Annotated in this window: 24 protein-coding genes; 2 read left to right on the top strand and 22 right to left on the bottom strand. The window is 36.6% G+C overall.

The window, feature by feature from the left end; genetic code table 11:
• Nucleotides 1-365: 365 nt before the first annotated feature.
• From AC3WTL_RS25070 to AC3WTL_RS25020, 11 genes are all read right to left on the bottom strand, one after another.
• A complete protein-coding gene (locus tag AC3WTL_RS25070; RefSeq protein WP_262176333.1) occupies nucleotides 366-872 on the bottom strand; it encodes a GNAT family N-acetyltransferase in 507 nt (168 codons plus the stop codon).
• Between the two features lie 545 nt (nucleotides 873-1,417).
• The gene (locus AC3WTL_RS25065; protein ID WP_492370218.1) at nucleotides 1,418-3,847 is read right to left on the bottom strand and encodes a heavy metal translocating P-type ATPase; all 2,430 of its coding nucleotides are present in this window, start codon (nucleotides 3,845-3,847) and stop codon (nucleotides 1,418-1,420) included.
• A 135-nt stretch (nucleotides 3,848-3,982) separates the two neighbouring features.
• Nucleotides 3,983-4,189 carry a copper chaperone CopZ gene (copZ, locus tag AC3WTL_RS25060; RefSeq protein WP_262176338.1) on the bottom strand — a complete coding sequence of 69 codons (207 nt, stop codon included), beginning with the start codon at nucleotides 4,187-4,189 and terminating at the stop codon, nucleotides 3,983-3,985.
• Nucleotides 4,190-4,203: 14 nt separating this feature from the next.
• Nucleotides 4,204-4,551 (bottom strand): metal-sensitive transcriptional regulator, encoded by a 348-nt coding sequence (locus AC3WTL_RS25055; RefSeq protein WP_492370217.1) that lies wholly within the window; start codon nucleotides 4,549-4,551, stop codon nucleotides 4,204-4,206.
• 115 nt (nucleotides 4,552-4,666) lie between these two features.
• Complete coding sequence (locus AC3WTL_RS25050; RefSeq protein ID WP_262176342.1) at nucleotides 4,667-5,296, bottom strand: NAD(P)/FAD-dependent oxidoreductase; 630 nt, start codon at nucleotides 5,294-5,296, stop codon at nucleotides 4,667-4,669.
• Nucleotides 5,297-5,312: 16 nt separating this feature from the next.
• Nucleotides 5,313-6,317, bottom strand: a complete 1,005-nt coding sequence (locus tag AC3WTL_RS25045; protein ID WP_492370216.1) for an ABC transporter ATP-binding protein — start codon at nucleotides 6,315-6,317, stop codon at nucleotides 5,313-5,315.
• The gene (locus AC3WTL_RS25040) at nucleotides 6,310-7,281 is read right to left on the bottom strand and encodes an ABC transporter ATP-binding protein (protein WP_492370215.1); all 972 of its coding nucleotides are present in this window, start codon (nucleotides 7,279-7,281) and stop codon (nucleotides 6,310-6,312) included. Before AC3WTL_RS25040 ends, AC3WTL_RS25045 begins: the two co-directional genes overlap by 8 nt.
• Before the next feature lie 3 nt (nucleotides 7,282-7,284).
• Nucleotides 7,285-8,142 carry an ABC transporter permease gene (locus AC3WTL_RS25035; protein WP_009336022.1) on the bottom strand — a complete coding sequence of 286 codons (858 nt, stop codon included), beginning with the start codon at nucleotides 8,140-8,142 and terminating at the stop codon, nucleotides 7,285-7,287.
• A complete protein-coding gene (locus AC3WTL_RS25030) occupies nucleotides 8,135-9,121 on the bottom strand; it encodes an ABC transporter permease (RefSeq protein ID WP_386850532.1) in 987 nt (328 codons plus the stop codon). The genes AC3WTL_RS25035 and AC3WTL_RS25030 overlap by 8 nt, the downstream gene beginning before the upstream one ends.
• Before the next feature lie 70 nt (nucleotides 9,122-9,191).
• Entirely contained in the window at nucleotides 9,192-10,988 is a 1,797-nt protein-coding gene (locus tag AC3WTL_RS25025; RefSeq protein WP_492370214.1) for an ABC transporter substrate-binding protein, read from the bottom strand.
• A 31-nt stretch (nucleotides 10,989-11,019) separates the two neighbouring features.
• Nucleotides 11,020-11,769, bottom strand: a complete 750-nt coding sequence (locus tag AC3WTL_RS25020) for a PIG-L deacetylase family protein (protein WP_492370213.1) — start codon at nucleotides 11,767-11,769, stop codon at nucleotides 11,020-11,022.
• Nucleotides 11,770-11,960: 191 nt separating this feature from the next.
• On the opposite strand from AC3WTL_RS25020, the gene AC3WTL_RS25015 reads away from it, so the two are divergent.
• Nucleotides 11,961-12,881, top strand: coding sequence for a plastocyanin/azurin family copper-binding protein (locus AC3WTL_RS25015; RefSeq protein WP_492370212.1), 921 nt, complete (start codon nucleotides 11,961-11,963; stop codon nucleotides 12,879-12,881).
• Nucleotides 12,882-13,208: 327 nt separating this feature from the next.
• Here the strand turns inward: AC3WTL_RS25015 and AC3WTL_RS25010 are convergent, their stop codons facing one another.
• From AC3WTL_RS25010 to spoIIP, 3 genes are all read right to left on the bottom strand, one after another.
• The gene (locus AC3WTL_RS25010; RefSeq protein WP_386850528.1) at nucleotides 13,209-14,156 is read right to left on the bottom strand and encodes a F510_1955 family glycosylhydrolase; all 948 of its coding nucleotides are present in this window, start codon (nucleotides 14,154-14,156) and stop codon (nucleotides 13,209-13,211) included.
• Between the two features lie 304 nt (nucleotides 14,157-14,460).
• Entirely contained in the window at nucleotides 14,461-15,195 is a 735-nt protein-coding gene (locus AC3WTL_RS25005) for an urease accessory protein UreH domain-containing protein (protein WP_492370211.1), read from the bottom strand.
• A gap of 326 nt (nucleotides 15,196-15,521) precedes the next feature.
• Nucleotides 15,522-16,334: a stage II sporulation protein P gene (gene spoIIP, locus AC3WTL_RS25000; protein ID WP_386850531.1), complete on the bottom strand. Its 813-nt coding sequence runs from the start codon at nucleotides 16,332-16,334 to the stop codon at nucleotides 15,522-15,524.
• 13 nt (nucleotides 16,335-16,347) lie between these two features.
• Here spoIIP and AC3WTL_RS24995 point away from each other — a divergent pair, with 13 nt between their 5' ends.
• Nucleotides 16,348-16,626, top strand: a complete 279-nt coding sequence (locus tag AC3WTL_RS24995; protein WP_262176791.1) for a hypothetical protein — start codon at nucleotides 16,348-16,350, stop codon at nucleotides 16,624-16,626.
• Nucleotides 16,627-16,964: 338 nt separating this feature from the next.
• Here AC3WTL_RS24995 and AC3WTL_RS24990 read toward each other — a convergent pair whose 3' ends face one another.
• The 8 genes from AC3WTL_RS24990 to AC3WTL_RS24955 form a co-directional block, all read right to left on the bottom strand.
• Complete coding sequence (locus AC3WTL_RS24990; RefSeq protein ID WP_262176767.1) at nucleotides 16,965-17,291, bottom strand: four-helix bundle copper-binding protein; 327 nt, start codon at nucleotides 17,289-17,291, stop codon at nucleotides 16,965-16,967.
• Nucleotides 17,292-17,877: 586 nt separating this feature from the next.
• The gene (locus AC3WTL_RS24985) at nucleotides 17,878-18,504 is read right to left on the bottom strand and encodes a class I SAM-dependent methyltransferase (protein ID WP_492370210.1); all 627 of its coding nucleotides are present in this window, start codon (nucleotides 18,502-18,504) and stop codon (nucleotides 17,878-17,880) included.
• Between the two features lie 404 nt (nucleotides 18,505-18,908).
• Nucleotides 18,909-19,388, bottom strand: a complete 480-nt coding sequence (locus AC3WTL_RS24980; protein ID WP_262176773.1) for a YdhK family protein — start codon at nucleotides 19,386-19,388, stop codon at nucleotides 18,909-18,911.
• Nucleotides 19,389-19,997: 609 nt separating this feature from the next.
• Complete coding sequence (locus AC3WTL_RS24975) at nucleotides 19,998-20,954, bottom strand: metal ABC transporter substrate-binding protein (protein WP_262176777.1); 957 nt, start codon at nucleotides 20,952-20,954, stop codon at nucleotides 19,998-20,000.
• 147 nt (nucleotides 20,955-21,101) lie between these two features.
• Nucleotides 21,102-23,057, bottom strand: coding sequence for a lipoteichoic acid synthase (gene ltaS / locus AC3WTL_RS24970; RefSeq protein ID WP_262176368.1), 1,956 nt, complete (start codon nucleotides 23,055-23,057; stop codon nucleotides 21,102-21,104).
• A gap of 59 nt (nucleotides 23,058-23,116) precedes the next feature.
• Entirely contained in the window at nucleotides 23,117-23,899 is a 783-nt protein-coding gene (locus tag AC3WTL_RS24965) for a C39 family peptidase (protein WP_262176370.1), read from the bottom strand.
• A gap of 52 nt (nucleotides 23,900-23,951) precedes the next feature.
• Nucleotides 23,952-24,596, bottom strand: a complete 645-nt coding sequence (locus AC3WTL_RS24960) for a ferric reductase-like transmembrane domain-containing protein (protein WP_262176374.1) — start codon at nucleotides 24,594-24,596, stop codon at nucleotides 23,952-23,954.
• A gap of 220 nt (nucleotides 24,597-24,816) precedes the next feature.
• Nucleotides 24,817-26,274 (bottom strand): UDP-N-acetylmuramoyl-L-alanyl-D-glutamate--2,6-diaminopimelate ligase, encoded by a 1,458-nt coding sequence (locus AC3WTL_RS24955; RefSeq protein ID WP_492370209.1) that lies wholly within the window; start codon nucleotides 26,272-26,274, stop codon nucleotides 24,817-24,819.
• Nucleotides 26,275-26,500: the final 226 nt, after the last annotated feature.

The following is a 26,500-nucleotide window of genomic DNA, read 5'->3' as shown; positions in this document are numbered from 1 at the left end:
TTTGACACCCCGTATCATACCAAGAGGGCTCTTTTTTGTTCAAGTCCCCGAAAATTCTTCTAACAGGAATGCTCCTTTATTCTTTTACAACGTTTGTAAAGTGTATTGAATTTATTGTAATTTTTTTACATTTTATTTTTTGTAAGGTTTGCAACATTATATTTACAGAAGAATTTGCTAAGAAAAAAAAGGATGCAGCTGAAAATTCAGCCTGCATCCTTTTTTTATTTTTATCTTTGTTCAGTTAGCATGAATATAACAGATACCTGAAAATCCATTACTTAAGATCAACCATGGGGTTCGATTAACTTTAAATAAAATGAGGTCATATAGATGATTTTGTACCAGCTCTGAGTATTATAATATCATTTAATGGATAAGTTAAATGCTTTCACGATGATCCCGTCATTTGCTGGCTGGAAGTCGAATTGCGGTATTCTTTCAAAACCCATACGTTTATATATCAGTAATGCTGATTTCATAAACTCTGCAGTATGTAAACCAATACAAGGAAAGCCTTTAGATTTTGCTCGCTGAATGCACTCTCTTATTAGCTCCTCTGCAATACCTTTGCCTCTATATTCAGGGCTAACTGCAAGCATTCTAATTTCTGGATATTCTAACATATCGGCAAGCCCCTTATACGCATCTGACTTCGGGGGGAATAAAGCCACACTTCCAGCTATTTCTCCCTTTATTTCAGCTACTAAAAGTTCAACCCCTTGCTGTTCGTCTGCATCCGAGGATATAGCCGTCTTAAGAGCTTCCCAGTGGCCTTTGGGAATACTGTTTATATGTTCTTCATATGCTTGCACTCTTCTTTCACGAATAACTTCTCGTTCAGTATCTAGTGCCTCACGAATTTTAACCATAAGTATAAATTTGCCTCCTATTTTGAATTGTGATCCAATTCTTACGCCTTTCAACAAATTCTATCTAGGTAATGCTTAAATTTTTTAAAACAAATAATGCTGGAGAATTGCCAGCAAATCTACTTGTATCACTTTATTTCAATCATATCTTTCTCTTTGAGGTGAGGGTTAAAACTCTAGAAGATCTTAATGAATTTTCTGATGGTTTGACTGTAATTTGCAGATTAAAAACGTATTAGCACACTACTATCCCAAAAATGACATTTTTTCAGTATGATCGAAAGTAACCAACCTCCTTGAAATAACTTCTAAAATGAAATTAGATGGGTCTAGTATAAGAACCTTATGAGGCGTTTTTTTATTTTAAGCTCAAGCAGGACTTAACCTACTAGATAAAACAACTCAACAATTCACTACTTGTATTGGTCAATGCAAAGTATCATGGTAACCATACGCTGTTATTACTATAAAGAAAAGTATGACTCAGAACACTAATGTGAGTCATACCCTCTTATGAAAAAATAATTAACTTTAATTAAATCAAATTAACGTACAGGCTTCCATTTTCTCAAAAATAAAGTGTTACCCACTACCGAGACAGAACTGAAAGCCATGGCTCCTCCAGCGAGAATTGGGTTTAAAAGGCCAATTGCTGCAACAGGTATCAATATAACATTATAGGCAAATGCCCAGAAGAGATTTTGTTTTATTTTTCTCATGGTTGATTTGGATAAGCTGATGGTATCAACTATTCCCATCAGATCACCGCGCATTAATGTGATATCTGCTGCCTCCATTGCAACGTCAGTCCCCGTTCCAATGGCAATTCCAACATGGGCTGCAGCTAGTGCTGGCGCATCATTGATACCATCGCCTACCATAGCTACAATTTTTCCTTCCTGCTTTAATTTTTCGACTTCGGCTGATTTATCCTCAGGAAGCACTTCAGCAAGTACCCGGTCAACTCCCACCTGCTTGGCAATTGCTTCTGCTGTCAACTTATTATCGCCAGTAATCATAATAACTTCTATACCCATGTTTTTTAGATGTTTAATTGCTTTTGCAGATGTTTCTTTAACTGTATCCGCTACTGCTATTATTCCGGCAAGACTGTCTTTGACTGCTATAAGCATAGCGGTTTTCCCTTCACCTTCAAGCAATTCCATCCTGCTTAACGCAGCACCTATATCTATATTATTTTTGAGCATTAGCTTTTTATTTCCTATAAATACCTTTTGATCACTGATACTAACTTGAATGCCGTGACCTGGAATGGCAATAAAGTCTTGGGCATCTTGAAGCTGAAGACCTTTTTCTTTTGCTCCATTAATAATTGCTTCTCCAAGTGGATGCTCCGATCCTTTTTCAGCAGATGCAGCCACCTGCAGTAATTCATCTTCTGAGAATTTTCCAAAAGTAACGATATCTGTTACATCTGGTTCCCCTTTTGTAATCGTTCCGGTCTTATCCAATACAACAGTAGTTACCCGCTGTGAAGTTTGAAGATGTTCTGCCCCTTTGATAAGAAGTCCGTTCTCAGCACCCTTACCAGTACCAACCATTACAGCAGTCGGTGTCGCTAAGCCTAATGCACAAGGGCATGCAATAACAAGTACAGCAATAGTGCTGACAAGTGCAGGAGTAAATCCTGCAAGGAAGTAAGTGATAGCAAATGTAGCAAGTGCTATTAAGATTACGATTGGCACAAAGATCCCAGATATTTTATCAGCGAGTTTCTGAATAGGAGCTTTCGAACCCTGAGCTTCTTCGACAAGTTTGATAATTTGGGCTAATGCGGTATCTTTACCCACTTTTGTAGCTTTAAATGTGAATGCACCATGCTTGTTTACTGTTGCTCCAATGACTGCGTCGCCTATTCCTTTTGTAACAGGCATACTTTCGCCTGTTAGCATAGATTCATCAACAGTCGTGTTTCCCTCTAGTATTTCTCCATCAACAGGAATCTTTTCTCCTGCACGAACAAAGATCAAGTCACCTGTTTGAACCTCTTCAAGTGGAATGTCAAGTTCTTCTCCATCCCGAATGACCCTTGCTGTTTTTGCTTGTAGCCCCATCAGCGTTTTGATCGCTTCTGATGTTTGTCCTTTAGCTCTTGTTTCAAGCAGTTTTCCTAAAACAATTAAAGTCATAACAATTGCAGCTGCTTCATAATATAAGAATTGCCCTGTACCTAAAATAGTGACAATAAGACTGTAAAAGTAGGCGGCTGAAGTCCCCAGTACAACTAAGACAGCCATATTAGCACTGCCACCGCGAACCGCATTGTATGCATCACGGTAATAATGGCCGCCCACATAGAATTGCACTGGAGTAGCAAGGAGAAATTGGACCCAAGGACTCATATGAAAAAACATTCCATTACCATATTCCATTGCAAAATCCGATATCATTTGAACTAAAAAGAATACGGATAGAATTGCCCCAATAGTAAACTTCCTTATCTGTGTTTTGTACTCTTTTTCCCTTGCGCTGCGCTCATAATCCTCATCCCTATCGCCAACTACCTTGGCATCATAGCCTACTTTTTTTACAGCAGCTATTATTTGCTCGATATTCGTATTTCCAGGAATGTACTCTATAATAGCTTTTTCAGTTGCTAAATTGACAGCTGCACTTGTTATCCCTTCGATCTTTTTTAGCCCCTTTTCAACACGGGTTGCACACGCTGCACATGTCATTCCAATGATATCAAGCTGGACTTTTTCTTCCTGAACCCCGTAACCTGTCTTTTTTATTTTTGCAATAACATCTTCAACAGTGGCTTCTGTAGGATCATACGTTACAGAAGCTTTTTCTGTAGCGAGGTTAACACTAGCTTTTTTTACACCAGGAACCTTCGTAATGTTTTTTTCAATACGGGTTGCACATGCAGCACATGTCATACCGGTTATGCTCAATGTGACATTTTCCCCAGTAGCCTCCACTTGAGTCTTGGCTATTGTTTGCTCCGCCATATTTTATTCCTCCTTTTTAGATTGAAATGAGGATGAATTTGATTGATTTAACATGAGTTGCCCTCTATATACCCGTGTTGGGTATATTTTCTTGAAAAAGAGAGGGTGCCGCATTTGCACACCCCTTCATCTGATTTAATTTACATCATACCCTTGATCATCAATTGTTTCCTTTATTTTATCTAGGGAAACTTCTGTAGAGTTATATTCTACATCAACTTTTCCGCTTTCAAGATGAACCTTAACATTCGAAACACCAGGTAATTCTCCTACACTTCCTTCAATTGCTTTAATGCAATGTCCGCATGACATTCCTTCTACATTTAATGTAACCTTTTCCATTATTAACAGCTCCTTTATTTTTTCATTAACTTATGGACAGTAACAAGTACTTCATCTAATACTTCCAAATCCCCTTGTTGAAGGCGGTCCACTACGCATCCTTTTAAATGCCCTTCTAAAAGAATTTTTGCCACGCTGTTTAACGCAGATTGTGTTGCTGATATTTGAGTAATGACATCGTCACAATAAGTGTCTCTTTCAATTAAACCTTTTATTCCGCGGATTTGGCCTTCTATTCGGTTTAATCGAGTCACAAGATTGTTTTTTACCTTATCCGAATGGTGACTTTTTCTCTCACTCTCGCTTGCGCAGCAGCTTTCTTCTTCGATTAATAATGCATTTGTATTGAAATTAGATTGCACTTAGCTTCCCCCTTACAAATTAAATATATCATACCCCCGTACCCTATGTAAATGGGGAAGGATATAATTTTTTGTAAAATATGTTATTTTTGTGAACTCGAACTGCATCTTCAGCTTAAATATTAATTTCTTTCAATATCGTCTCTTTGCCAATCCTGTTTACAAACTTATGAAAGGCTTCTCGTTTCTTTCCCTGCTGCTGATAAAATTCAATAATCTTTTCAACCGCTGTATATAAATTTTCTGGTTTAAGATTCTTCATTAGAAGATACCCTGGTTCTGCATCTTTTCCTTTCGCTTTTCCTCCAATATATAAATCATAATGATCTTTTACCTTCATAATACCTATGTCATTGACTAGCGGTTCACCACATCCTACAGGACAGCCCGTATAAGCGGGCTTTAATGTGAAAGGAACAGGAATACCTGCTATTCGTTCATTCAACTCTTTTGCTACTGGCATTCCTTCTTCTTCTTCTCCTTTGCAAAAGTTGCATGTCCTTAAGCTTTTAACAAAGCTCCCTACTGGATAACACCGGAGTCCTGCCTGTTCAAATTCTGAGATAATTTCGTCTTTCTTGTCCTCAAATACGTCAATATAGAGTTGCTGAAAAGTAGTTAATTCAAGCTCATCCTGATCCTCCATATATTTCGCTATAACAAGCAACTGCTTGGCATTAAGCTTTGCACCAAAATTGATTCCTCCATTTACAGCCATTTTTACCTTTTTTCTTTGATTTTCCATTATGTTTCTCCCTTTCTTATGAAGTCTTTTCCAACAATTCTGTATGACAATGGCAAGAGACTGAATGGCCGTTGTCTACCGACTCCAAATTAGGCACCTGTGAATGACAGACAGCTTCTTTATGAGGACACCTTGAGACAAATGGACATCCTTTTTCCTCTTTTGTAGAATCGACCTCCCCATCAAGAATCAGCTTCTCCCTATTCTTAATAAAATGATTTAGATCTTTAACCACAGCAACGAGTGCTTTCGTGTAGGGATGTGATGGATGCTGAATAATTTTTTTCGTGGGACCTATTTCTACTATTTTTCCTTGATACATTACTGCAATTCGATCACACATATAACTCGCTGTAGATAAATCATGTGTAATAAACATCATGGTAAGTCCCATTTTCTTTCTTAATTCCAGCAGAAGGTTCAAAATTCCTGCTCTTACTGATACATCAAGCATGGATGTAGGCTCATCTGCAGCAATAAAAGATGGCTTTAAGATGATCGCTCTGGCAATGGCAATCCTTTGTCTTTGCCCTCCGCTTAATTGATGAGGGTATCGATAAATAAAGTCTTCTGCAGGTCGCAACTCAATATTTTCTATGGCCTCTACTACCTTTTTAAATTTTGCTTCGTAAGGCAAATCCTTTTCATGTGCGTTAATCGGTTCCATTAAAATATCTAGAATTCTCATGCCTGGGTTTAACGTATCATAAGGATCTTGAAATATCATTTGCATTTTTTTTCTGATTTTGTTAGTCTCTGCTTCTTTTAAATTACAAAGGTTTCTTCCCTCAAAAATTATTTCCCCTTCGGTTTCTTTCATAAGGCGCATAACCATTCTGGCCGTTGTCGTTTTACCGCAGCCACTTTCCCCAATAATTCCAAGGATTTCGCCTTTCTTGACTTCTAAATTTATATTATTTACAGCATATACTTCGGTTCTTTTTCTTTTTAAAAAAGTTCCGGCCTTTTTAATGAAGGTTTTTTTCAAATTGCTCACTTTTAAAAGGTAGTGTTCATCCATGGTTTCCTTCCTCCTCTAAAAAGCAGGCTGTGTAATGTCCGGTTCTAACTTCTTTAAATTCCGGATTCTCCTGCCGGCATTTATCAAAGGCATGGGGGCATCTAGTATGAAAACGGCAGGAATTAGGGAAATTCACTAAATTAGGGACACTTCCTGGTATAGATACGACTTCCTTATCCGGATTGCCTAAAACAGGTGAAGCGTTTAAAAGTGCTTGTGAGTATGGATGTCGGGCATTTTTTAGAATATCCTCCGTGGTTGCCCATTCTACGATATTGCCTGCATACATGATGGCTATCTTATCACAAATGGCTGTAACCATCGGTAGATCATGAGATATCAGGATGACAGATAAGTCCATTTTCTTTTGAAGGCTTTTGATTAAGGCGATTACCTGTGCTTGTGTTAAAACATCCAGTCCAGTTGTAGATTCATCAGATATAACCAATTTTGGATTGCAAGCTAATGCCATAGCAATGGCAACCCTTTGTTTCATTCCTCCACTGAATTCATGAGGATAGCTTCTCCACCGCTCACCATCTATACCCACTAATTCGAGAAGGGTCTTAGTGCGCTTGAGGGCTTCCTGCTTGCTCACATTTTCGTGAAGGAAAATGGATTCCATAATTTGATCTCCTATTGTGAAAATAGGATTCAAAGCGTTCATTGCACTTTGAGGAATTACCGAAATCTCTTTCCACCTCATGGAAGCAAGTTCTTTATCAGAAGCCTTTATGAGATCTCTTCCATTTAATAAGACACGCCCGGATACTACTTTTCCAGGATATTCTATTAACCTTAAAATGGATTGGGCAACTGTTGTTTTGCCACATCCTGACTCACCTATTAAACCTAACATTTCTCCCTTATTGAGTGAAAAAGAAACATTTTCTACTGCCTTTGCAATGCCTTTATCCGTTTTAAAGTAGGTTGAAAGGTTCTCTACTGACAACACGGTGTTCATAAACTAACGCTCCTTTCTCAATCGGGGATTCAGAATTTCTTCCAGTGAATAGCCAGTAAAGGCAAATCCAATGACCAATGTTGTTATTAATAAGCCTGGAGGCAGAACCCACCATATCCAGGCATCAGTTAAAAACGCACCTCTGGCCTGAGCATAATATAAAATGGTCCCCCAGCTTTTTGTAAACGGGTCCCCTAGCCCTAAAAAGCTTAGTGAGGCCTCGATTAATATTGAATGGCTCGCTGCTAAAACAAACTGGGAAAGAGCTATAGGAATGACGCCCGGGAGAATATGTCTGCTTAAAATGACTGTGATGTTTGTACCTATAGACTTTGCAGCTTCCACATATCCTTTTGTTTTCAGTGTTAGAACCTGGGATCTTATTACCCTCGCTGGACTCGCCCATGAAATTAGACTGATAACCAGGACGATGTTCCAAAAACTAGGGCCAATGAAAGCGGCCAGCAAAATCATTAAAGGAAGAAAAGGGATAACAAGCACTAAGTCTACTAATCTCATTAGGAATGCATCTACTTTGCCGCCGTAGTAACCTGAAACGATTCCGACCAGGCAGCCAAGGAGAATGGAAATAAAAGCCGCAATGACTCCGATCAATAAGGAAATCCTGGTTCCATAAAGCAATTCACTTAAAATATCCTGGCCGACATCATTGGTTCCCAGCAAAAATTGGCTATTTGGTTTCGTAAATGGAGCTCCAACCCGATCAGTTGGATCAAATGGAGCAAGGATTGGCGCTAAAAGGGCAATCAATAAAAAGATCGCTAAAAGAATTAAGCCAAACAAACCAATGTTATTTGATGTAAGTACCTGCCAATATCTCTTCAACTTTTGATTAACCATTGCCGCTTCCCACCTTTGGATCAATTAAGGGATAAATTAAATCTGCAAGAAAGTTAGCAATGACTACACTAAAAGTAATAATCAGGAATGTCGCCTGTATAAGAGGGTAATCTCTGCTTAATACAGATTCAAACATTAAACGGCCGACGCCCGGATAGGCAAAGACGGTTTCAATAACAGTTGCACCGCCTAGAGTAAATCCCAAGCTAAGCATAAAGACAGTAGCCACAGGAAGAAGTGCATTCCTCATAGCATGCTTATACTTAATAGCCTTTTCTTTTACGCCCTTTGCTTTAGCCATCATAATATAATCTTCTCCCAGGACATTCAGCATAGAATACCGCATGATCATAAATGTACTTGTAACAGAAATCAATATAAGAGTAGCTAATGGGAGTATCAGGTGTTTTCCAATATCAATTAGCCTCTCCATTCCTGAGAAGTTGGACCATGCGCTTTCTGCACCAAAGACCGGCAACCAGCCTAACTGAGCAGAAAAAATAGATACTAATATCATGCCAACCCAAAAAGAAGGCATGGCACTTAAAAACATAAAGACAGTAAGAAGGTTTGCATCCGTTCTGGTGCCCCGTTTCCATGCTGATATCGCACCAAACATGACACCAATAACAGTTGAGAGTACCAGCCCGAGACCTGTTAGAAGCAGTGTCCATGGGAGTCTCTCTACCAAAAGATCTGAGATAGGCCTCTTTTGTTGATAAGAATATCCAAAATCACCTGTGAAAATATTCTTTATATAAGTTCCATATTGTTCAATGATAGAATCATTAAGACCATATTTATCTAAAATGGCTTCTTTTTCTGCACTGGACATAAATCCAACATCTTCGCCAGCTAAAAAAACTAATGGATTTCCAGGCATTAGACGGGGCAATAGAAAATTTAACGTCAACATAAGAAATATGACAATTAAATATTGCAAAAGCTTGCCAGCTATGAATTTACCCAACTCTGTCACCTCCAAGTATGTAGATGTCTTTATACAGATTTCCCGTAAAAGAAAATGCTTTTACGGGAAACTATCTTAATTAAAATTCAAAATCATCTTTCCCCTTATCTTTTTTCTTTCTTCTTAAAAGGACAAACCCAACAACGGCCACTAATAGAATTACGCCAAATACAATTAATGAAGTATTATTACCTTCTTGCTCTGTAGTAGCACTTGCTGTTTTGCTATCTGTTGAAGCAGCTGTATCGCTGTTTGTCTTCTCACTGTCAGGTAATTCGGTTTTTTCGCTTGAAACAAAAGAAAGTTTGTTTATAATACCCTTGCCAACCTGGAAGACATACTGATCGTATTTTGCAGGATTAAAAGCACCTACAATTTCTTGATAATATAGTGTAATAAAGGGGGCATCTTCCGCTACGAATGCTTGCATGTCCTTAATTAGACTGAGTCGTTCGGTTTCATCGTATGTCTGTTTAAGTTTTTCACCAAGCTGGTCAAATTCAGGGTTCTTGTATCCCCCGATATTGACTGTCCCAATAGCGGGATCTGAATGAAATAGGTCATTCATTCGATCAGGGAATAGCTGCATTGTGTTGGACCAGCTCCAGACCCCAAGATCGTAATCCCTTCCTTTACTGACATCAAAATCAGGCCACATTAATGAGTCAACTGTAGTTGAATCCATTGCTTTTACAGAATTTTTGATTCCAATTTCATTTAACGCTTCTGAGATTAATTCAGCCGTTCTGATTCGAATCGGATTGCCCGAGTATACCAAATTGGTAAGGTCGATTTTATTGCCTTTCTGGTCTTCTCTAAATCCATCGCCATCCTTATCAATAAAACCAGCATCTTCTAATATCTGTTGTGCTTTCTCCTTATCATAAACAGGCTTTAAATTTGAATTGAAATACGCTGAGGATGGGTGGATAAATCCGGGACTACCGACTTCTGCGTAACCAAGCAGTACTGTATTTACTAAATTTTCTTTATCAATAGCATAATCTATGGCTTGACGAAATGCTGTTTCGGTCATTGGATATTTCTCTGCATTAATTTGAAATAAGCTGGTACTATATCCTGGCCCTCTTACTACTTTCAAAGCAGGATTTGAACTAAATTGTTCCACAAGTTCAGGTGAAATACTTGATGAGATAGCATCAAGCTCACCTGCCTGAAGTGCATTATACATAGCAGTTGTATCTTCAATGATCGGAAATATTAATTCGTTGATTGGCGGGGCACCTTTGAAGTAATCATTGTTGGATTTCATTTTGTAGTACTGACCAGATTTGTGTTCTTCCAGAATATAAGGTCCGCTTCCGAGTGCATTGGTTTCATCATCGGGAGTACTTACTTCAGACCAGATATGCCGTGGCAAAATTGGCAAATCTGCTAGAGGCTGAATAATAAAGTTGGGGTCAGCCTGTGATAAATTTAATGTGATACCGGTTTCTCCGCTTACCTCTATTGACTTTATTGTTTTTAATGGATTTGTAAATCTGGATTTCGGGTATTTTATGAAATATTCCATTGTGAATTTAACATCATCAGCCGTAAGAGGTTCGTCGTCGTGCCACTTAACGTTATCATGCAGAGTTAATTCATAGGTTAACCCATCTTCGCTAACTTTGTAATCCTCTACGAGCCAAGGTACCGGCTGATTTTCCTCATCCAAATTAAATAGAGAATCATAAAGTAAATTGACCAAATCTAATCCTGGATACCCGGTTACATATGTATAAGGGTTTAATCCATTCTCATCCTTTGTAATGCCAATTTTCAATGATTGCACTTTCTCTTCCGCCCGTACAGGATTGAAATTTGATAAGAGTAACAAAATTATTAATCCAACACTAAAAAATGATCTCTTCATTTTCACTCCCCCTATTTAGCGATCTAGATCTTTATTTGATTAGCTCCTGTAAGTGAAAGTTCCCTTCTCTTCTGTATGCTTCAGCCAGAGCGAAATGTCCATGAGTTGCCAGGCCATGATAAACATGAACAGCTTTGTCCAACACTCTATGCATAGCTCTTCCTTTTTCTTGAAAGTTGTTTAATTTAGAATAACCGGGTGATAATAATTCAACTGTCTTCGAATCAAGAATTTCATCAAAATGCATACCGCTAAACTCCATTTGACTTTCAAGCATATCCATTGCCTTTTCTTTTTTGTCCCAAACTTGAGAAATATCAACGACTGTATTGGGATGATGTGGCGTCATGTAGTAGATGGTCGGAATGGGGTGTGGGGACAAACCGGGTGTTTCATCTAAGGCATAGTCTCTGCTTGCAAGTGCAATTGATTCTAGCAGAAGGGTCATGGCAGGTCTGCGGTCGGGATCTAAATCATGGAAAGAGTGCTCTGGATCTTGGGTGATGAGGATGTCTGGTTTAACCTCACGTATTAATTTAATCAGCTTAATCTTTGATTCCTTGCTAAAATCTACTGTGCCGTATTCAAAATTCAAGAAAGAAATCCTAACCCCCAATACCTCAGCTGCACTTTTTACTTGAGGTTGACTTGTTTCTCTGCAAAGCATAATACTTGCATAAGACTCCCCTCCATTTAAGACATTTTTAGCTAATGCTCCCCCACATTCGACTACTTCCATTCCATAAACACCAAGAAATAAGATTCTTTTGCCCTTTGACATACTATTTCCTCCTCCTAATGTACAGTACCCCTCTATAGTATCGGGTATTAAAAACAATAATAATACTGAATTACTAGTTTGTAAATATAGAATTTTTAGAAAATTTATTTATTTTTGATTTTCATAGATTTTTTGGTATGGCCTGTCTACCGCTTACATATCATTTAGCAAATAAAAAGGAGTTGATGTTTTTGGGAGCATATCAGTTATTTGTTTTGACAACAATAGCTGTTTCGGGAATTGCAGCCTTCATGTTATCAATAAAATTCAGGGAGCAGTTAACTAAAATGCAAGCTATGGTTATTGCAATGGCAATGGGAATGAATTTGGGTCTAACAGCTGGGGTCTTATTTGGAGCTGTTTATCAAGGGAATTTGTTTATTTCTACGCTTGTTTCAGCAGGAATTGGGGCATTTGCGGGGGTGGCGTGCGGAATAGCGTTTGGCATCCTTCCCTCATTAGAAGGATTTATGTCTGGTTTAATGGGAGGAATGATGGGAGCCATGCTTGGTGAAATGGTATCCCAGAACCAAGCATTCACCTTACTTAATATCTTACTCACACTTACAGCGTGTTCACTATTGCTATATAATATTTTCTCATCAGAGACTTCCATTAGCGATAAAAAATGGTTCCTAAAACCAGTTTTAACTTTTATTCTTCTTTTTTCTTTTTTATATTTCGGAAACCAGCTTGATAAAAGCAAAGCAATTTCCTTCTTTAATTCGTCTGATACAGCGCAGAATCATAGTGAGCATGATAATAAAAATACCTCGAATACCAAAGAGTTCGTTTTAACTGTTTTTCCATCAGAATTTTCCTATACCCCTTCAGAAATAACCCTAACAAAGGGTCAGGAAACAGCTCTAACACTAAATAATCTAGACAGTGTAGACCATGACATTGAAATAAAGCAAATAGCTGTTAAGAAATCGGATAACAACAAACACGCTAATCGTGGCACCGATCAAGCTGACTTCCACCTGCATGCATCAGGAAAGAGTGAAGCAGCTCTGAGTTTTACACCTCTTGAGTCCGGTGTGTTTGAGTTTTATTGTACTATTCCTGGACATAAAGAAAATGGCATGATAGGCACTATTACAGTCAATTAAAAAGGGCCATCCCTCAGTATTTTTACAGGGATGGCTTCTTTGTTGTATAGGAACTAAAAATAGTATGGTGGAATAACTCTATGGAATGGCCAAAACTTCGCAATATTACCATTAAACCTTCTAATTATTACCTATATACCCTATATGGGTATACTAAAACAAACAAGGCAGGAAAATAGCATGATCGGTGAATTGATTTTGCAGTTAAAAAAAACTATAAAAAATGCACAGAGCAAAATCTCTGAGCATTTTTGTTATTTCAGTTTAGTGACTTATGCAATTAATTGACATTGACTACTTTATAGATATTGATTCGGAATAGTAAACTTAATCTTTTCCGGTGTTCTTACCAGCACCTTCTTCGACAATTTTTTCCCATGTTTCCCCTGAATCAGAGGTTGTATATATATTGAGTTGGTCTGTAGCAAACGAAAGTTCTTTTTTGTTTTTATGATTTACAGCAATATATGTAATGTTCCCATCTGAATTTTTAGGCATACTATAATTAGTTGATTGATTATTATTAATATTAACTTCTGTAATTGCATTGTTGCCTTTATTATTAATTCCGGCAATTATTGTGTCATTATCTGCAAAAACAGCAGCACTCACACTGAATTCTCCTAATATCTGGTCAAACGTATTCCCGTAGTTTTCAGAGAGAAAGAGCCCTTGATCTGTGCCAATAGCTAATGTTCCATTCTTAGAAGGGTGTGCTGCCATCGTGAGTGGAGAGCCGGATATCCCTTGCATATTCATTAAATTCCAAGTTTCTCCTTGATCTGTGGAGTAATAAAATCCTTGTTCTTTCATTTTTGAATTAGGTTCAGCTGCAAAAACATAGATCTCTTCTGTTTCGTACCCTACGGATAATGCATGGAAATCTGCCTCTCCCTGTAAATCAACGATTTCCACCGTTTCCCCATTATCCTTACTTTTAACAATTCCTAAGGGGTTTTTAAGGTTGGAACTTGGAGCTGGGTGTCCGCTGCTATAAAATCCATTCTTAACAGGTGAATACCCCATATAATCATTTTTCGGTATATCTGGTACCGACCATGAACTGTCAGAATATACTTTTAAGCCATCATGGACTGCTGCAACTAATTCTCCACCATCCTCTGAGTAGCTAAGACCATGTAAGTCAGGAAATTTCACTTTATTAACTCCGTTATTAGGAATAAAAATAAGGAAAATAAAAAACCCCATTACAATCAGAAAAATCCATCCTACGCCAAACTGTCGCTGCTTGTTTTGTTTCTTTCGATTAGACACCTTTTTTTCCTCCTGATCTTATAACTATATCGTTTAAAATAATACTGATTTTCCTATAAATACGCTGAATCGGAGCTAGTCTCAAAGCTAAAACCAGCATAAAGAAGTTCTTCACGCAATTCTACGCAGTTCTAAATTTGTCCATTAAAAATAATCTAAAAACGCTTATTTTCGTATGTAAGCGGCTGATGTCAACTTTCAATATCTATAATACTCAAACGTCAGAAGCCTAATTGGATAGATTCATCAAGTTAATAACCCGATAATATAATTCATTTGCACATATCACATAAGAGGCTCTCTATTAAAAACTCCAGTAAGTAATAGTATCCAATACTCCAATTATCAGCATAATGATACCTGTTGCTTTTTGCACAATAGCCCCCATTCTTCGCCCCTTTTTCATTAACTTACCTCCCAGCTCTAGATACCATATAAGAAATACAGCAATAATCAAAGGCAAAGAAGTCCCTATTGCAAAGATAGGAGGAAGTATCATCCCATAATTTACAGAGATAGCCATTGGCATCAGTGTGATGAAAAATAATACAAACATGGTTGGACAAAAACCAAGGCTAAAACTTACTCCCATAAAGAATGCGCCTAAGCTTCCTTCCTTTTGAAACCTTTGAAAAATCCCCCCTAAGGAGATTGTTTTACTTAATTTAATAAATCCAAGTAAAAATAAACCTACCAATATAAACATAGGACCAATAATTCTTCTTATCCAAGGAAAGTAAACTGTAAAAGAAGTCTTTATTTCACTTCCGAAAATCCAAACTAATAATCCAAAAAAGGAAAATACAGCAATTTTCCCAAGCGTGAAGAACAAAACTTCTTTCCAGGCAACATTCTTTTGGAAAGACTTATTTCCATATAGTGTAATCGCACCCAGATTCCCAGTAAATTGACATGGAGCCAATGCGCCGACAAGGCCTAAAATAAAAGCAGAAATTATGGGAATGTCCTTGGTGTTCAAACCTATATTAATTAGAGGTTGACTAAAGAAGTTGCTTATTGTACTAAAAAATTCATACATATTTAATTCCCCTGTCTTGTTATCATTCATTAATCTGTAAAAAATGTTTAGGTTCACTGTTAAAGATAGCCCCTTTTTCATTGATACCATTTAATTATGAAGATTTTATGAAGGATTGACATATTTAATATATTTCGCAGAATATGTTATCTAGCTATTGATTCTCCAAACATAAGAAAAGCTGATTTTGGAACATTTTTTCAATGCTCTAAAATCAGCTTTTTCTTTATTCTGTAGGGCAACTCCTTACATCTAAAATATACGAGTTTGCAGTTTCTTTGAAATGATCTGTAAATAAAATCCTAACTGGTTACGATTTCTAGTTATCAATTTCCGTTTACTTCCTCAGCATCCCAGTAATATTCACTGAAGACCTTCGCAAACGCCTCAATTGAATTATCTAATTCCGTGTTATTATTTTCTACTCCTCCGAACTCAAGGAGCATTGATTGGCTGGAAAGGTCTTGGTTATATACCCCATTCCCATCATCTTTTGTTTTTATGAAAACACCTCTGCTAATTCCCGGAAATTCTTCTTCTAGCTTTTTGTTTAATTCCTTAGCTAGTGCAAGATTCCTTTCGTAGTTTTTATTTTCCTTTCCAACGATAAAAAATAATCTTGCAAATGGCTCCCCTTTTATCATTGTCGTGGTAAGTTTCTTTGGCTGGGAGTCTCTGTGAATATCAATAAGATAGCTAATTGAAGATTTTTGGGCCATTGCCTCTATTACTGTTTCTCTTGAGAGAGCGTAGGAATAATTATAATTCCAATTTTTCTTTTTCAATTCTTCTGTAACATTCGATGTATTATGGCTTGCTCCTATCCCTCGCTTCATTAGTTCGTCTTTCAGCTTTTTTCCCACCGCTATTATGTTTTTACTTTCATTTAAACTTACAGCTTCATCTGCCGTTTTCTTTCCAGGCAGTGATGGCAAAAAGGCTTCCCAGCTATGCGAATGATAAATAAATGCCACATCTTTACCGGTATTAGGGACAGGTGAAGTTCCCTTTTCTTGTGAAATTTCTGGATTAGACTGGTCTTTCTCTGCCAGTTCTTTCTCTTTCAAAAGCATCTCTAATGGAGGTGCAGATTCTATTGGCAAAGTAGTGAGGTCTGTTCCAAGTCCTGCAATGGCAATTTCGGTGTTGAATATGGAAAAACCAGGAATTTCCCTACCAAGAAAAGTCCGAATGTCTTCCGGCCAAATATTTGTGAAAGTGAGAAATGCAGCACGGGAGATGGATGGCGTTTCATCTTCCTTAATAGTTGATTTAAGCGGGCCAATTTCAGTTGACATTAGGCTTAGAAAAAAATTAGCATGCACCTTTTCACTAGTTGCTGAAACAATTGAAGAATTTAATCTTTCTTTTAAATCAAGAAAGTTTATAAAAAATACAATGCTAAAAATGAATAAAAAAAGGGCAAGATAAATCCAATGAACTCGTATAAAAAACATAGAAGTATGATTCCTATCTTTCATTTGTTCCCTCCGTTCTAGTATTTCTCCTTGGTACTTTAATATATGATTAAAAATTGATAATAGAATAGATTCTCTATCAAACTCTATTAATACTTATATAGCACTATTTTCTTGCAATAGTAGACTCTCTTATTTCCTACATAGATATGCAGTTAAATGTTCCTTGTATTACACTTTTAGGAAAATCGGATGTATCTTAAAAAATTGTTTTATATTGAGAATGATTTACTATTTAAATTATGGATGGGCAAAAAAAAACAGACACCAAGGTGTCTGTTTTTTGCTAAATTATAACATTTGACGGCAAGCTTCTGCACATTTAAAGCAGGCCTCTGCACAGTTTTGACAGTGTTCATGGTGATGTTTCTTGCATTCGTTTCCGCAAGCCTCGCAAATGTCCGCACATAATTGGCATATTTGTTTTACAAAGGGACTGTTGGATTGCATAGATTTTGCAGCAAAAGCACAAATATCTGCACAATCTCGATCCATTCGAATACATTCTACCATCATTTTTAAATCTTCTTCACGTAAACATGCATCATAACATACATTACATGCCTCCATACATTCAAGGCAAGCCTGAATACATTGCTCGTAGGTTTGGCTATACATAGAATCATCCTTTCTGTGTTTTTTCCAATACATAAGATAGGTTACCCTTGCATTGCGCAATTAAACTGCATAAAAAATGCATATTTCTAGTTAGCTCACTATAAAAAGACTTTGATTTAGTATTGTGTGATTGTGGCCAGAGTAATACGGAGAAAAGTATCCAATCACTTCCGAAAATACTTCTAAGCGGTTCACAGTCTTTTTATATTTTTCAAAAATCAAATTGCCCATTACAAAATAGGTTCAAAGGAGTAACCTACTCCAATTTTGATGGGATTTGTCAGCCACCCTCTACACAGGTAGCAGCCGAACTTCCAACAACAGAATTTACTTTTTGAAGGAGACAAGATAAGTACTCCATTTCTACTAATGTTTCCAAGGGGTGTTCTGTAAGAGGAATATTGTATTTGTTAAAGACTTACGCTGTTTCAGCCCACACTTCAACAATTGCATTTGGTGACATATTGGATTGAATAACCATTTCAACATCTCCTTTTTCCTTTATTTCTCATATCATTACTCTTTAATTCAAGATCAAACCTTTCAACCTTTATTTTTCTAATGCTTGTCCAACAAACGGAACTGTTTATACTATTTTGTTAGGCCTTAAAGTTAGTTTTCGGACGACTGTACCCATTAATGGAATATTATCTATGAGTATTAGTCCTGACAAATCTACATTATTTAATGTATTCCGGTTGATATTTGCTCCCCACAGCCTGACCGTTAGTGGATTAAGCATGTCCATAATTGCTCCTGCAACAGGGTTACTACTCCTCATATGCTCAATCATAAAAATTTCCCCACCTGGCTTACATACTCTATTCAATTCCTTCAATCCCTTGACTGGATCAGGAACTGAGTAAAACACACATGTTGAGACTATTGCATCAAATGTATTATCAGGGAATGGAAGAGCTTGAACATCTGCATTTATCAGATTTACCTTGTAGTCCACATTTAATTTTTCCTTCTTTTTTCTTGCATAATTGAGCATTCCTTCACTAAAATCCACTCCAGTTAAGGAAGTAATATCTTTAGAATAATATTTAAGATTTATTCCTGTCCCGATTCCTGCTTCCAGTACATCTCCACTTACATCGGCCAAAAGGCTCCTTCTCCATTCATCCTTAATCATCTTATCCATCCAGTCATAAAAAAGAGAAATTCTGTTATACCTTTGTATGACCACTTCACTTTTTGAAATATCCACTTCTTTCCCACCAATCGTTTTTGAGAATAGTTTCTCAGACAAATATGAATTTTTTATGGATATGAAGGTCCTTTTGTAGCAGAAAATTGTATAGGGGTATCTGAGTTAGTAAAATAAAGCCATATAACAATGGTGTAAAGGTAGAGGATATTGCTTTAAATTCAACAAAATTGAAAGTTCAATTTCCCCGCAGAAAACAAAGAAAGATATTTTCTTTGATTACTATAAACATTTAAAAGTAAATCTGTTTGGTTCTCTTTTACAAAATTACAGCACACATCCTGTAGTTAATGGTTTTTATAAACTCTATTACGGCTTCTGCATTACTAACTATAATAAAAGCCGAATATATACAAGATAAATAGGCTTGTATACATTCGGCTTTCCAGTTTTTTAATATCTAGTTAATATTCAGGGGTAAGTTCTTCTTCAATGATCCATTTGTGATTATCTACTATTTCCCCGGTAGTAGTAGTGAAGTCAAGCATATAGACTGTAGTTTCTACCGATGATTCGATGACCGCGGTTGCTCCGTCCATACCTTTCATATGATCCGCGTTAAGAGTAACTTCCGTACCAGGTTTAAAAGGTTGTTCCCCGACGTTTTCTATTTCTTCATGGATGACCCATTTATGATCTTTTACTGGATCTCCTCCTGTTGTAGGATAATACGTAACAGAGTAAGCAGTTGTTTTATATGCTCCTGCTATGGTTGCTAAAGCACCTTTCATACCGGGCATATGATCAGCTTGAATTATAGCCTGACTTCCGCTTTCAAAAAAAGGATTTTCAGCTTCTTGCAGTCCATTTGGGACTTCACCTGAACTTGACATAGTCTCAGCAAAATGAGCTTCAATTGTTTCATTGACCTCTGAAGCATTAATCCGAACCTCATTAATCAGTACTTTTATCTCTTCTGTGGATGCTCTTTGTTTGTCTGGATTGTGAGTTAGGGCCTCTAAATGGCTTTCCGCAGCGTTTAAACGATTAAGGAAATCGCTTATTTTTTCTTTATATTTCTTGTATTTTTCTACCTCTTCAGCAGTTAAGGGTGGTTCAGCAAGGGATTCTTCTATTTCCCCTATTTTAAGGTTAAGGTCATTCACTTTTCCTTCCAATTTATCTAAATGTTTCTCAACTTTCGATTCCTCTTTAACTTGAGCATTGGTTTGTAATTTGACTCCCGCATTGTGGGCATCTGCAGAGATTTCACCAGTTGAAAAAACGAGTCCGAGCGATGCCAAACTTAACCCTGAAAATTTTAAAATTTTGTTGGTCATTTTCTTCCTCCTTTAAAATATTTCACATGAGTATATACCTCCCAAAGGGTTATTAAAACATCAAAATGTTTTCAAAACCGATTATATTCTAATACTAGAAACTATTAATACAGAAAGAAAAGGCCTAAATCGTTATCAGATTTAGGCTTTTAATTGATTATATTTTATGTTTAACGATATGGGAAACCTGTTTTCGAACGGGTTTGATTTACTTCATTTATTATTCAGTGCCTGTTTTAAGGTTTCTATATTTTTATTCATTAAGCTTATATAGTCTTCATTGTTTTGAATATCTTCCTCAGTTAATGATTCTAAATTGTGGAGAGTCAGAGTTTCTGCTCCGAGTTCTCTTTTTATTACCTCAGCAACCCGATTTTCGACATTTTGCTCGAAAAGGATATAATCTAATTCTGCATTTTCAGCTGTTTTAATGATTTCTTCAAGCTGTTTTTGAGATGGTTCAGCACTAGGAGAAAGGCCGCTAATTCCAATTTGCTTTAATCCATAGGCATCTTCCCAATATCCATAGGCAGAGTGGGCAACGATGAAGGTTTTATTTTTTGACTCGTTGACCATGCTTTCAAAGTTAGAGTCTACAGTTTCTAAATCAGCTTTGAGAGCCTGAAAATTCTTTTCAAAATAATCTTGCTGGCTAGGATCAATTTTAATTAATGCATTCTTTATATTTTCAGCAAGCTGCACCGATCTGCCTGGATCAAGCCAAACATGAGGATCAACCTCTCCCTCTTCACCAGCATGTGCCTCATCATTTTCTGCTTCATGTTCATCTTCAGGAGAGTTCTGAGCTCCAATTAGAGGAGTTCCTTCGGATGCTTTTACAATGGCTGTATCTTCATTCTTAACGGCACTAATGACTGCATCGGCAAACCCTTCGATTCCCGTTCCTAAATAGATAAAAGCATCCCCCTCAGCGATTTTGATCATAGTTTTAGTTGTAGGTTCAAAGGAATGAGCATCAGATCCTGTTGGAACGATATTTTCTACTTCTACAAATTCCCCTCCAATTTTTTCTGAAAAATCCTGAAGCGGAAAGATTGTCGTGTAAATTTTTAACTTCTCATCATCAGATTGAGTGTTCTTTTCCTCTTGAGTTGCTTGACTGCATCCCCCAAGGACCAAAATGCCAATAGCAAACAGTATTAGCCACATTAATTTATACAAAGTGTTACCTCCTCTAGAATTAAACAGTAATCATTACGATTTATATATTATAAAAATTTTATTAATTAGGCAATATAACTTCTAAAATATGCAGAAAGTATGAAAATTAATAGGGGGGCAATCCCCCCCAGAAACCTATTTCTGCTGCTCAACCCAGTCTTCATTGAAATGCTCAGCTTTTGAATAGTCCAATTTTGATTTATCCGTTGTCTGAATTCCGCTAAGTTTGTGGAAACGCAGCAAGTCCCCATATACCACCTTATCGGATAACTCAAGTTCATTTTTAACAATTTCTGAGTATTTTTGATATGGTGTAATGTTCTCAACAATTTGTCCTGTTTCGTTATCATAGATTTTACCTTTAACTGAAGTTACCTTATCGGTAATATAGTCGCCATTTCTAAACGCGACAATCTGATCTCTTTCTTTTGATAACAAGTCTGTTCCAAAGGCTACCTGATGTGAAGTGTCAATACCAAGAAGATTTAAGACTGTTGGGCGCACATCAACTTCACCACTATAAGTTTCATTAACAAATCCCTTCAGGCCTGGTGCGTATATAAAAAGCGGCACTCTCTGTAACTGAGCTTGCTCAAAATCATTTATCTCCCTATTCATAACTTTTGACATTGGCTTTTTGCGGTTTTCAGAAATACCATAATGATCTCCGTACATCACTACCATTGTATTTTTATCAAGACCAGTAAGCTTTAAATCTTCAAAAAACTGCTTTAAAGCTTCATCTAAATATCGTGCAGTCTGGAAATAGCCATCAACTGTCTCGTCTCCTGTTTCTGCAGGCTCAATCGACTGATCTTCTTCGTCAATCGGATAGGGAAAATGATTAGACAGCGTAATTAACTTGGCATAAAATGGCTGAGGAATCGATTGTAAATAAGGGATTGTCTCTTTAAAAAATGGCTTGTCCTCCAGCCCATAATTTATAACATTTTCTTCTTTCATATTATAATATGTTGAGTCATAAAACATATCGTATCCCAAGGACTTATACATTTCTTCCCTATTCCAAAATGATTTATTATTCCCATGAAAAACGGCAGAATAATAGTCTTTATCTTTTAAGATAGCAGGTAATCCCTGGTACGTATTTTGTGCCTTAGTCGTAAAGACAGATCCTTGAGGAAGGGGATATAAAGAATTTTCCATTAGGAATTCGGCATCAGACGTTTTGCCCTGTGCTGTCTGGTGGAAAAAATTTGGAAAATAGATTGTATTTGGATCTTTTGCTAATGAATTTAAGAAAGGAGTGACCTCTTCTCCATGTAGTTTATATCCGATAAGAAAATTCTGAAACGATTCCAACGAAATGTAAATGACATTCATTCCTTTGGCTGTACCAAAATAATCGGGATTAGGCTTTGTATGTTTTGATGATGTGTAATTTTCAACTGTTGTAATATCACTGCTGTCAGCCATAACTCTTTGGGCTGAAGACCTTGTGTTTTGGATAATATCATATATTGCAAAATTATATGCTCCAAGATACTTTACAAGATAATTTCTATCAAAGCTTCTAGTTAACAATTGAGGCCTATCAGCTTCAGCAAGCCCAACATTTAATCCAAGTAGCAATAATCCCGATAAAAATACCTTACTTAAAGTTCTTCTCGGTAATCGACCCGGCATTTTCAGTCTCTTTGATAGAATTAAAGCAAGTAACAATAAAGTATCAAAGAAATACAGGATGTCAGTTGGCTCTAAAAGCGCAGCGGCACTCCCTCCAACTTTCCCAAAATTCTGTGTCTGGAAAAGAACTGGAACAGTAATAAAATCGTTAAAGAAGCGATAATAAGCAACATTAGCATATAAGAAGAATGTTAAAATAAAATTCATGGCCAGCAGCACCCAATGCTGTTTTCTACCTATAAAGAATAAGGCAATTCCTAAAAATAAAAGGGCAGAACTTATTGGGTTGAGCAATAGTAAAAACTGCTGCATAGCATTGCTGACCCCTAAATTAAATTCGGTTTTGTAAATTAAATAAGTTTTTATCCAAAAGAATATTACTACAATATAAAAAAGGCCAAGTTTTTTGTTTAAAATTGATTTTAAAAGATTAATACCAAGCATATTAACACCCCTATCATATAATTTCACATTTGATTAGATTAATATAATCATCTTTAACATCAATCAGGAAGATAGGTTACTGCTTGACTCCCCATTTGCCTCCAGGCTTTAAGAAAATCTTCCTTATTCATAGACTTATTTTTCATCCCGGTTATAGGGTCATTAAAATAAATATTTTTTTCATCATATCCAGTAATAAGGACCGAATGTTCTTTATAGGTTATATCGATTTCTCCTGCAGGGGTATTCCATTTTTCAAAAGCTGATTTTGGCAATTCCCTATAAGTCGTATTCGTAATAATCCAGACTGGAATGTCTAATGAAAGAAAAATCATAAGCTCGGAAAACTCTTTCCCTGTTAAGTCTATTACTTCTCCAGGTAAATATTTTTCTGCGAGTTCTTTAATAGGTTTATGATAAACTCCTAATCCAGGATTATCATATGAATACATATCCCCAATAAACCCATCATTTGGATGCCCCCAATAAATATTCCCTCCTTCTCTTTTCAAAGGAACAGAATTCTTTTTAATTTCACCGGCAAGTGTCATTTTATCAGTGTCGATTCCTTTATATTGGAGCAGCATCGCAAGGCTAGTCACCTCACATCCTCTCGGCAGCTCGGGGAATTGCTTAATTACAGGAGCATCAATAAGAACTTTTTCCTTAATCTTTACAATTGTATTTTTATATTCTTGCTCCTCTAAAAGGTCTTGTGTGGTTTCTTTAGGTGATTCTGAAACTATTAAACTTCGTAGTTTTGAAAAATCTTCTTCTCCAGATAAAAGGATTAGTATTAAAACTGCGGCAGCAAAGCTATTCAATATTAAAAACAATTTCATTTTTTATTTCCTCGGCTTTTTTCTCTCAGTATCCTCGTTTTATATCCCTTGGCTACTGTTTCCTTTTTTTACTTTTTAGGACAGTTTGTAAAAAAACAATCCATTGGAGCACCAAGACAACAGTCACCGTCACTAGAAAAGGCTTTTGTACCGGGTTATAACTCCCTAGTCTAAAAAAGAAGAGAAAGAACGCCGTATGCAATATGATCAAAATGTATAGAGTTCCACTTTTTTTCTGGAGGTAGTTCCAACTCTTTTTTCCCAGTACTTCTATTGCTTTATTATTAGATATCAAAGCAAGTAAAAGTAAATAGGCAAGTCCCACTGTACCTAGAATATTTGCAAGGGTGAAACCAGGATCAAAAGAAAGCTGGCCCGTTTCTTGATTAACGCCAATAATTAATCTGATGGGTTCCCAGTAAAACCATCCCTCGAAAAGTATATAGACATGCAGGACTGCCATAATAAAGCACCAAATCCCCAACTCCCTTCTCCAGGATAAAAAGCGGACAAATAGGTTTGTTACTCGGCTTAATGGACCAATAATAATGGTTAAAATAAGAAAAACAAGAGCTACATCAGCATAAGCCCTGTTCCAGGCATGCATTGGACTCCATTCTGAACGGCTAACTAAGAATAAATAGACTAGAATTATGCTTGTCAATCCAATAACCAAGTGCCTTGTTAATATGCCCATGGTAAACAATACCCCTTTTCTTTTTTCCCGGAGTTTCATTAAGATCAGTTTTAATATGTCAAATTATTGGGTTTAAAATAGCACATTGGGTTAAAAGGCTAGAAAGTATTATCGCATATCTTTATCAAGAAAATATGCAGTTTTAACAAAAATACGAAAGCCGTTTGTATGAAGTGAGGCTTTCGTACTTTCAAGATTATATTCCTTACCTTAAAAATTCCTATACATTAGATGCTTTGTAGCTTTTAGAAAACAAATATTTGATTGTTTCTGCATCGCTGTCAGCTGGTAATTCAAACTCCCGTTCATAAAGTTCGGGTCCTTTACCGGTTATTACAATCCGATCTCCCTTTATTGAGTTTTTCCATGCATACTCAATAGCCCTTGTCCGATCTATTATCAGATGGATATTATTTGTTCCCATGTAATTAACTGACTTTTTTAAATCTAATATCATTTTTTCTAGTGCAACACCATTTAAGTCATCAAGTGTTAATATTATTTTGTCACAATATTTTGCGGAAATATCAAGCATTGTTAGCCTCTTGGTCATATCTTTGTTACCTCTAAAGCCAAATACATGCACAATTCTATTCCCATTTAAGCTTTTTACTGTTTCCAAAAGGTTTTCTAAACCATCTGGAGTATGTGCGTAATCTAAGATAAAGTTGACACTTTGGCTATAATATTCTTCAAATCTCCCAGGAACTCCAGGGAAACTTTCTACTGCTCTTTTAATATCATTGACATTTACCCCAGCCCTATAAGCGCATAATATTGCCGCAAGTGCATTTTGCAGGTTGTGATTTCCGGGCATGGGCATTTTGATCTCTAACTTTACATTAGAACCCTGTATTCTTATTTTTGAAACTCCATCTTTAGTGCTTAATAACTGAAGATCATCATTCTCAGAAGTTCCGAATGATAAGACAGATTGACGCTTGTTCTTTAATTGGTTTATTAACTTCCTTCCCCAGGGACAGCCTGAGTTAATGATGGCCTCACCATTTTTTTTTAGAAGCTTAAATAATCCGGCCTTTGTATTGAAATACTCTTCCATATTTTGATGATAATCTAAATGATCATGAGTAAGGTTAGTGAAAATTCCATAATTGAATTCTATTCCCTCTACTCTTTTCTGATGCAGCCCATGTGAGGAAACTTCCATTACAACATTCTTGTCCATACTCATCCGAAGCATTTTATTTAATTCAAGTATGTCAGGTGTAGTTGCAGTAGACATGAGTTCAGTCCCATTCACAAAGTTTGAAACCGTGCTGAAGAGTGAGCAGGATTCGCTAGCAGTTTGAAAAATATGTTTTACCATATAAGCAGTTGTGGTCTTTCCATTAGTTCCAGTGATCCCAATCATGTTATGCATCTTAGATGGATCACAGTATAAAGTTTTAGCCAGATTCCCCAGGGCTTGCCTAGCATCTTGGACCTTAATGTATGGAACAGGAATACAATCATATTCTGCTTCACCTACAACAGCAACGGCTCCATTAGAAATAGCTTCATTGATGAAGTTGTGGCCATCATGTTTTAATCCCTTTATAGCAACAAATATGTCTCCTTTTTTTACATTTCTTGACTTGAACTGAATTCGGTTTACTTCAATGTCAGATGCGTACTCCAATGAATTAGTGATGTCTGAAATAAGAGTTTTAAGCTTCATTTAATGCCTCCGTATATTAAAATAAAGAAGCTGTCTGAATACAGACAGCACAGTAAACTGACCTTTCAGTTCATAGACGAACTATCTATATCAATTTTATTTTTCCATTTCAACTTTCCCTGGAGCTGACATACGACAAGGCTAGTAATAAGGAGCATTCCTGTTAGAAGAATTTTCGGGGACTTGAACAAAAAAGAGCCCTCTTGGTATGATACGGGGTGTCAAA

The organism is Cytobacillus sp. EB106-05-05-XG126, assembly GCF_058791715.1.
This window is presented reverse-complemented; position numbering and strand designations above follow the sequence as displayed.

What these genes read in the sequence shown, in the direction of transcription:
- AC3WTL_RS25035 (WP_009336022.1), bottom strand. Translation starts at nt 8,142, where the DNA reads ATGGTTAATCAAAAGTTGAAGAGATATTGGCAGGTACTTACATCAAAT.
- AC3WTL_RS25020 (WP_492370213.1), bottom strand. Translation starts at nt 11,769, where the DNA reads ATGTCAAAGGGCAAAAGAATCTTATTTCTTGGTGTTTATGGAATGGAA.
- AC3WTL_RS25070 (WP_262176333.1), bottom strand. Translation starts at nt 872, where the DNA reads ATGGTTAAAATTCGTGAGGCACTAGATACTGAACGAGAAGTTATTCGT.
- AC3WTL_RS24990 (WP_262176767.1), bottom strand. Translation starts at nt 17,291, where the DNA reads ATGTATAGCCAAACCTACGAGCAATGTATTCAGGCTTGCCTTGAATGT.
- AC3WTL_RS24955 (WP_492370209.1), bottom strand. Translation starts at nt 26,274, where the DNA reads ATGAAGCTTAAAACTCTTATTTCAGACATCACTAATTCATTGGAGTAC.
- ltaS (WP_262176368.1), bottom strand. Translation starts at nt 23,057, where the DNA reads ATGCTTGGTATTAATCTTTTAAAATCAATTTTAAACAAAAAACTTGGC.
- AC3WTL_RS24960 (WP_262176374.1), bottom strand. Translation starts at nt 24,596, where the DNA reads ATGGGCATATTAACAAGGCACTTGGTTATTGGATTGACAAGCATAATT.
- AC3WTL_RS25045 (WP_492370216.1), bottom strand. Translation starts at nt 6,317, where the DNA reads ATGGATGAACACTACCTTTTAAAAGTGAGCAATTTGAAAAAAACCTTC.
- AC3WTL_RS25005 (WP_492370211.1), bottom strand. Translation starts at nt 15,195, where the DNA reads ATGTATGAATTTTTTAGTACAATAAGCAACTTCTTTAGTCAACCTCTA.
- AC3WTL_RS24995 (WP_262176791.1), top strand. Translation starts at nt 16,348, where the DNA reads ATGGAAAAACCAGGAATTTCCCTACCAAGAAAAGTCCGAATGTCTTCC.
- copZ (WP_262176338.1), bottom strand. Translation starts at nt 4,189, where the DNA reads ATGGAAAAGGTTACATTAAATGTAGAAGGAATGTCATGCGGACATTGC.
- AC3WTL_RS24975 (WP_262176777.1), bottom strand. Translation starts at nt 20,954, where the DNA reads ATGTGGCTAATACTGTTTGCTATTGGCATTTTGGTCCTTGGGGGATGC.
- AC3WTL_RS24965 (WP_262176370.1), bottom strand. Translation starts at nt 23,899, where the DNA reads ATGAAATTGTTTTTAATATTGAATAGCTTTGCTGCCGCAGTTTTAATA.
- AC3WTL_RS25040 (WP_492370215.1), bottom strand. Translation starts at nt 7,281, where the DNA reads ATGAACACCGTGTTGTCAGTAGAGAACCTTTCAACCTACTTTAAAACG.
- AC3WTL_RS25050 (WP_262176342.1), bottom strand. Translation starts at nt 5,296, where the DNA reads ATGGAAAATCAAAGAAAAAAGGTAAAAATGGCTGTAAATGGAGGAATC.
- AC3WTL_RS25065 (WP_492370218.1), bottom strand. Translation starts at nt 3,847, where the DNA reads ATGGCGGAGCAAACAATAGCCAAGACTCAAGTGGAGGCTACTGGGGAA.
- AC3WTL_RS25025 (WP_492370214.1), bottom strand. Translation starts at nt 10,988, where the DNA reads ATGAAGAGATCATTTTTTAGTGTTGGATTAATAATTTTGTTACTCTTA.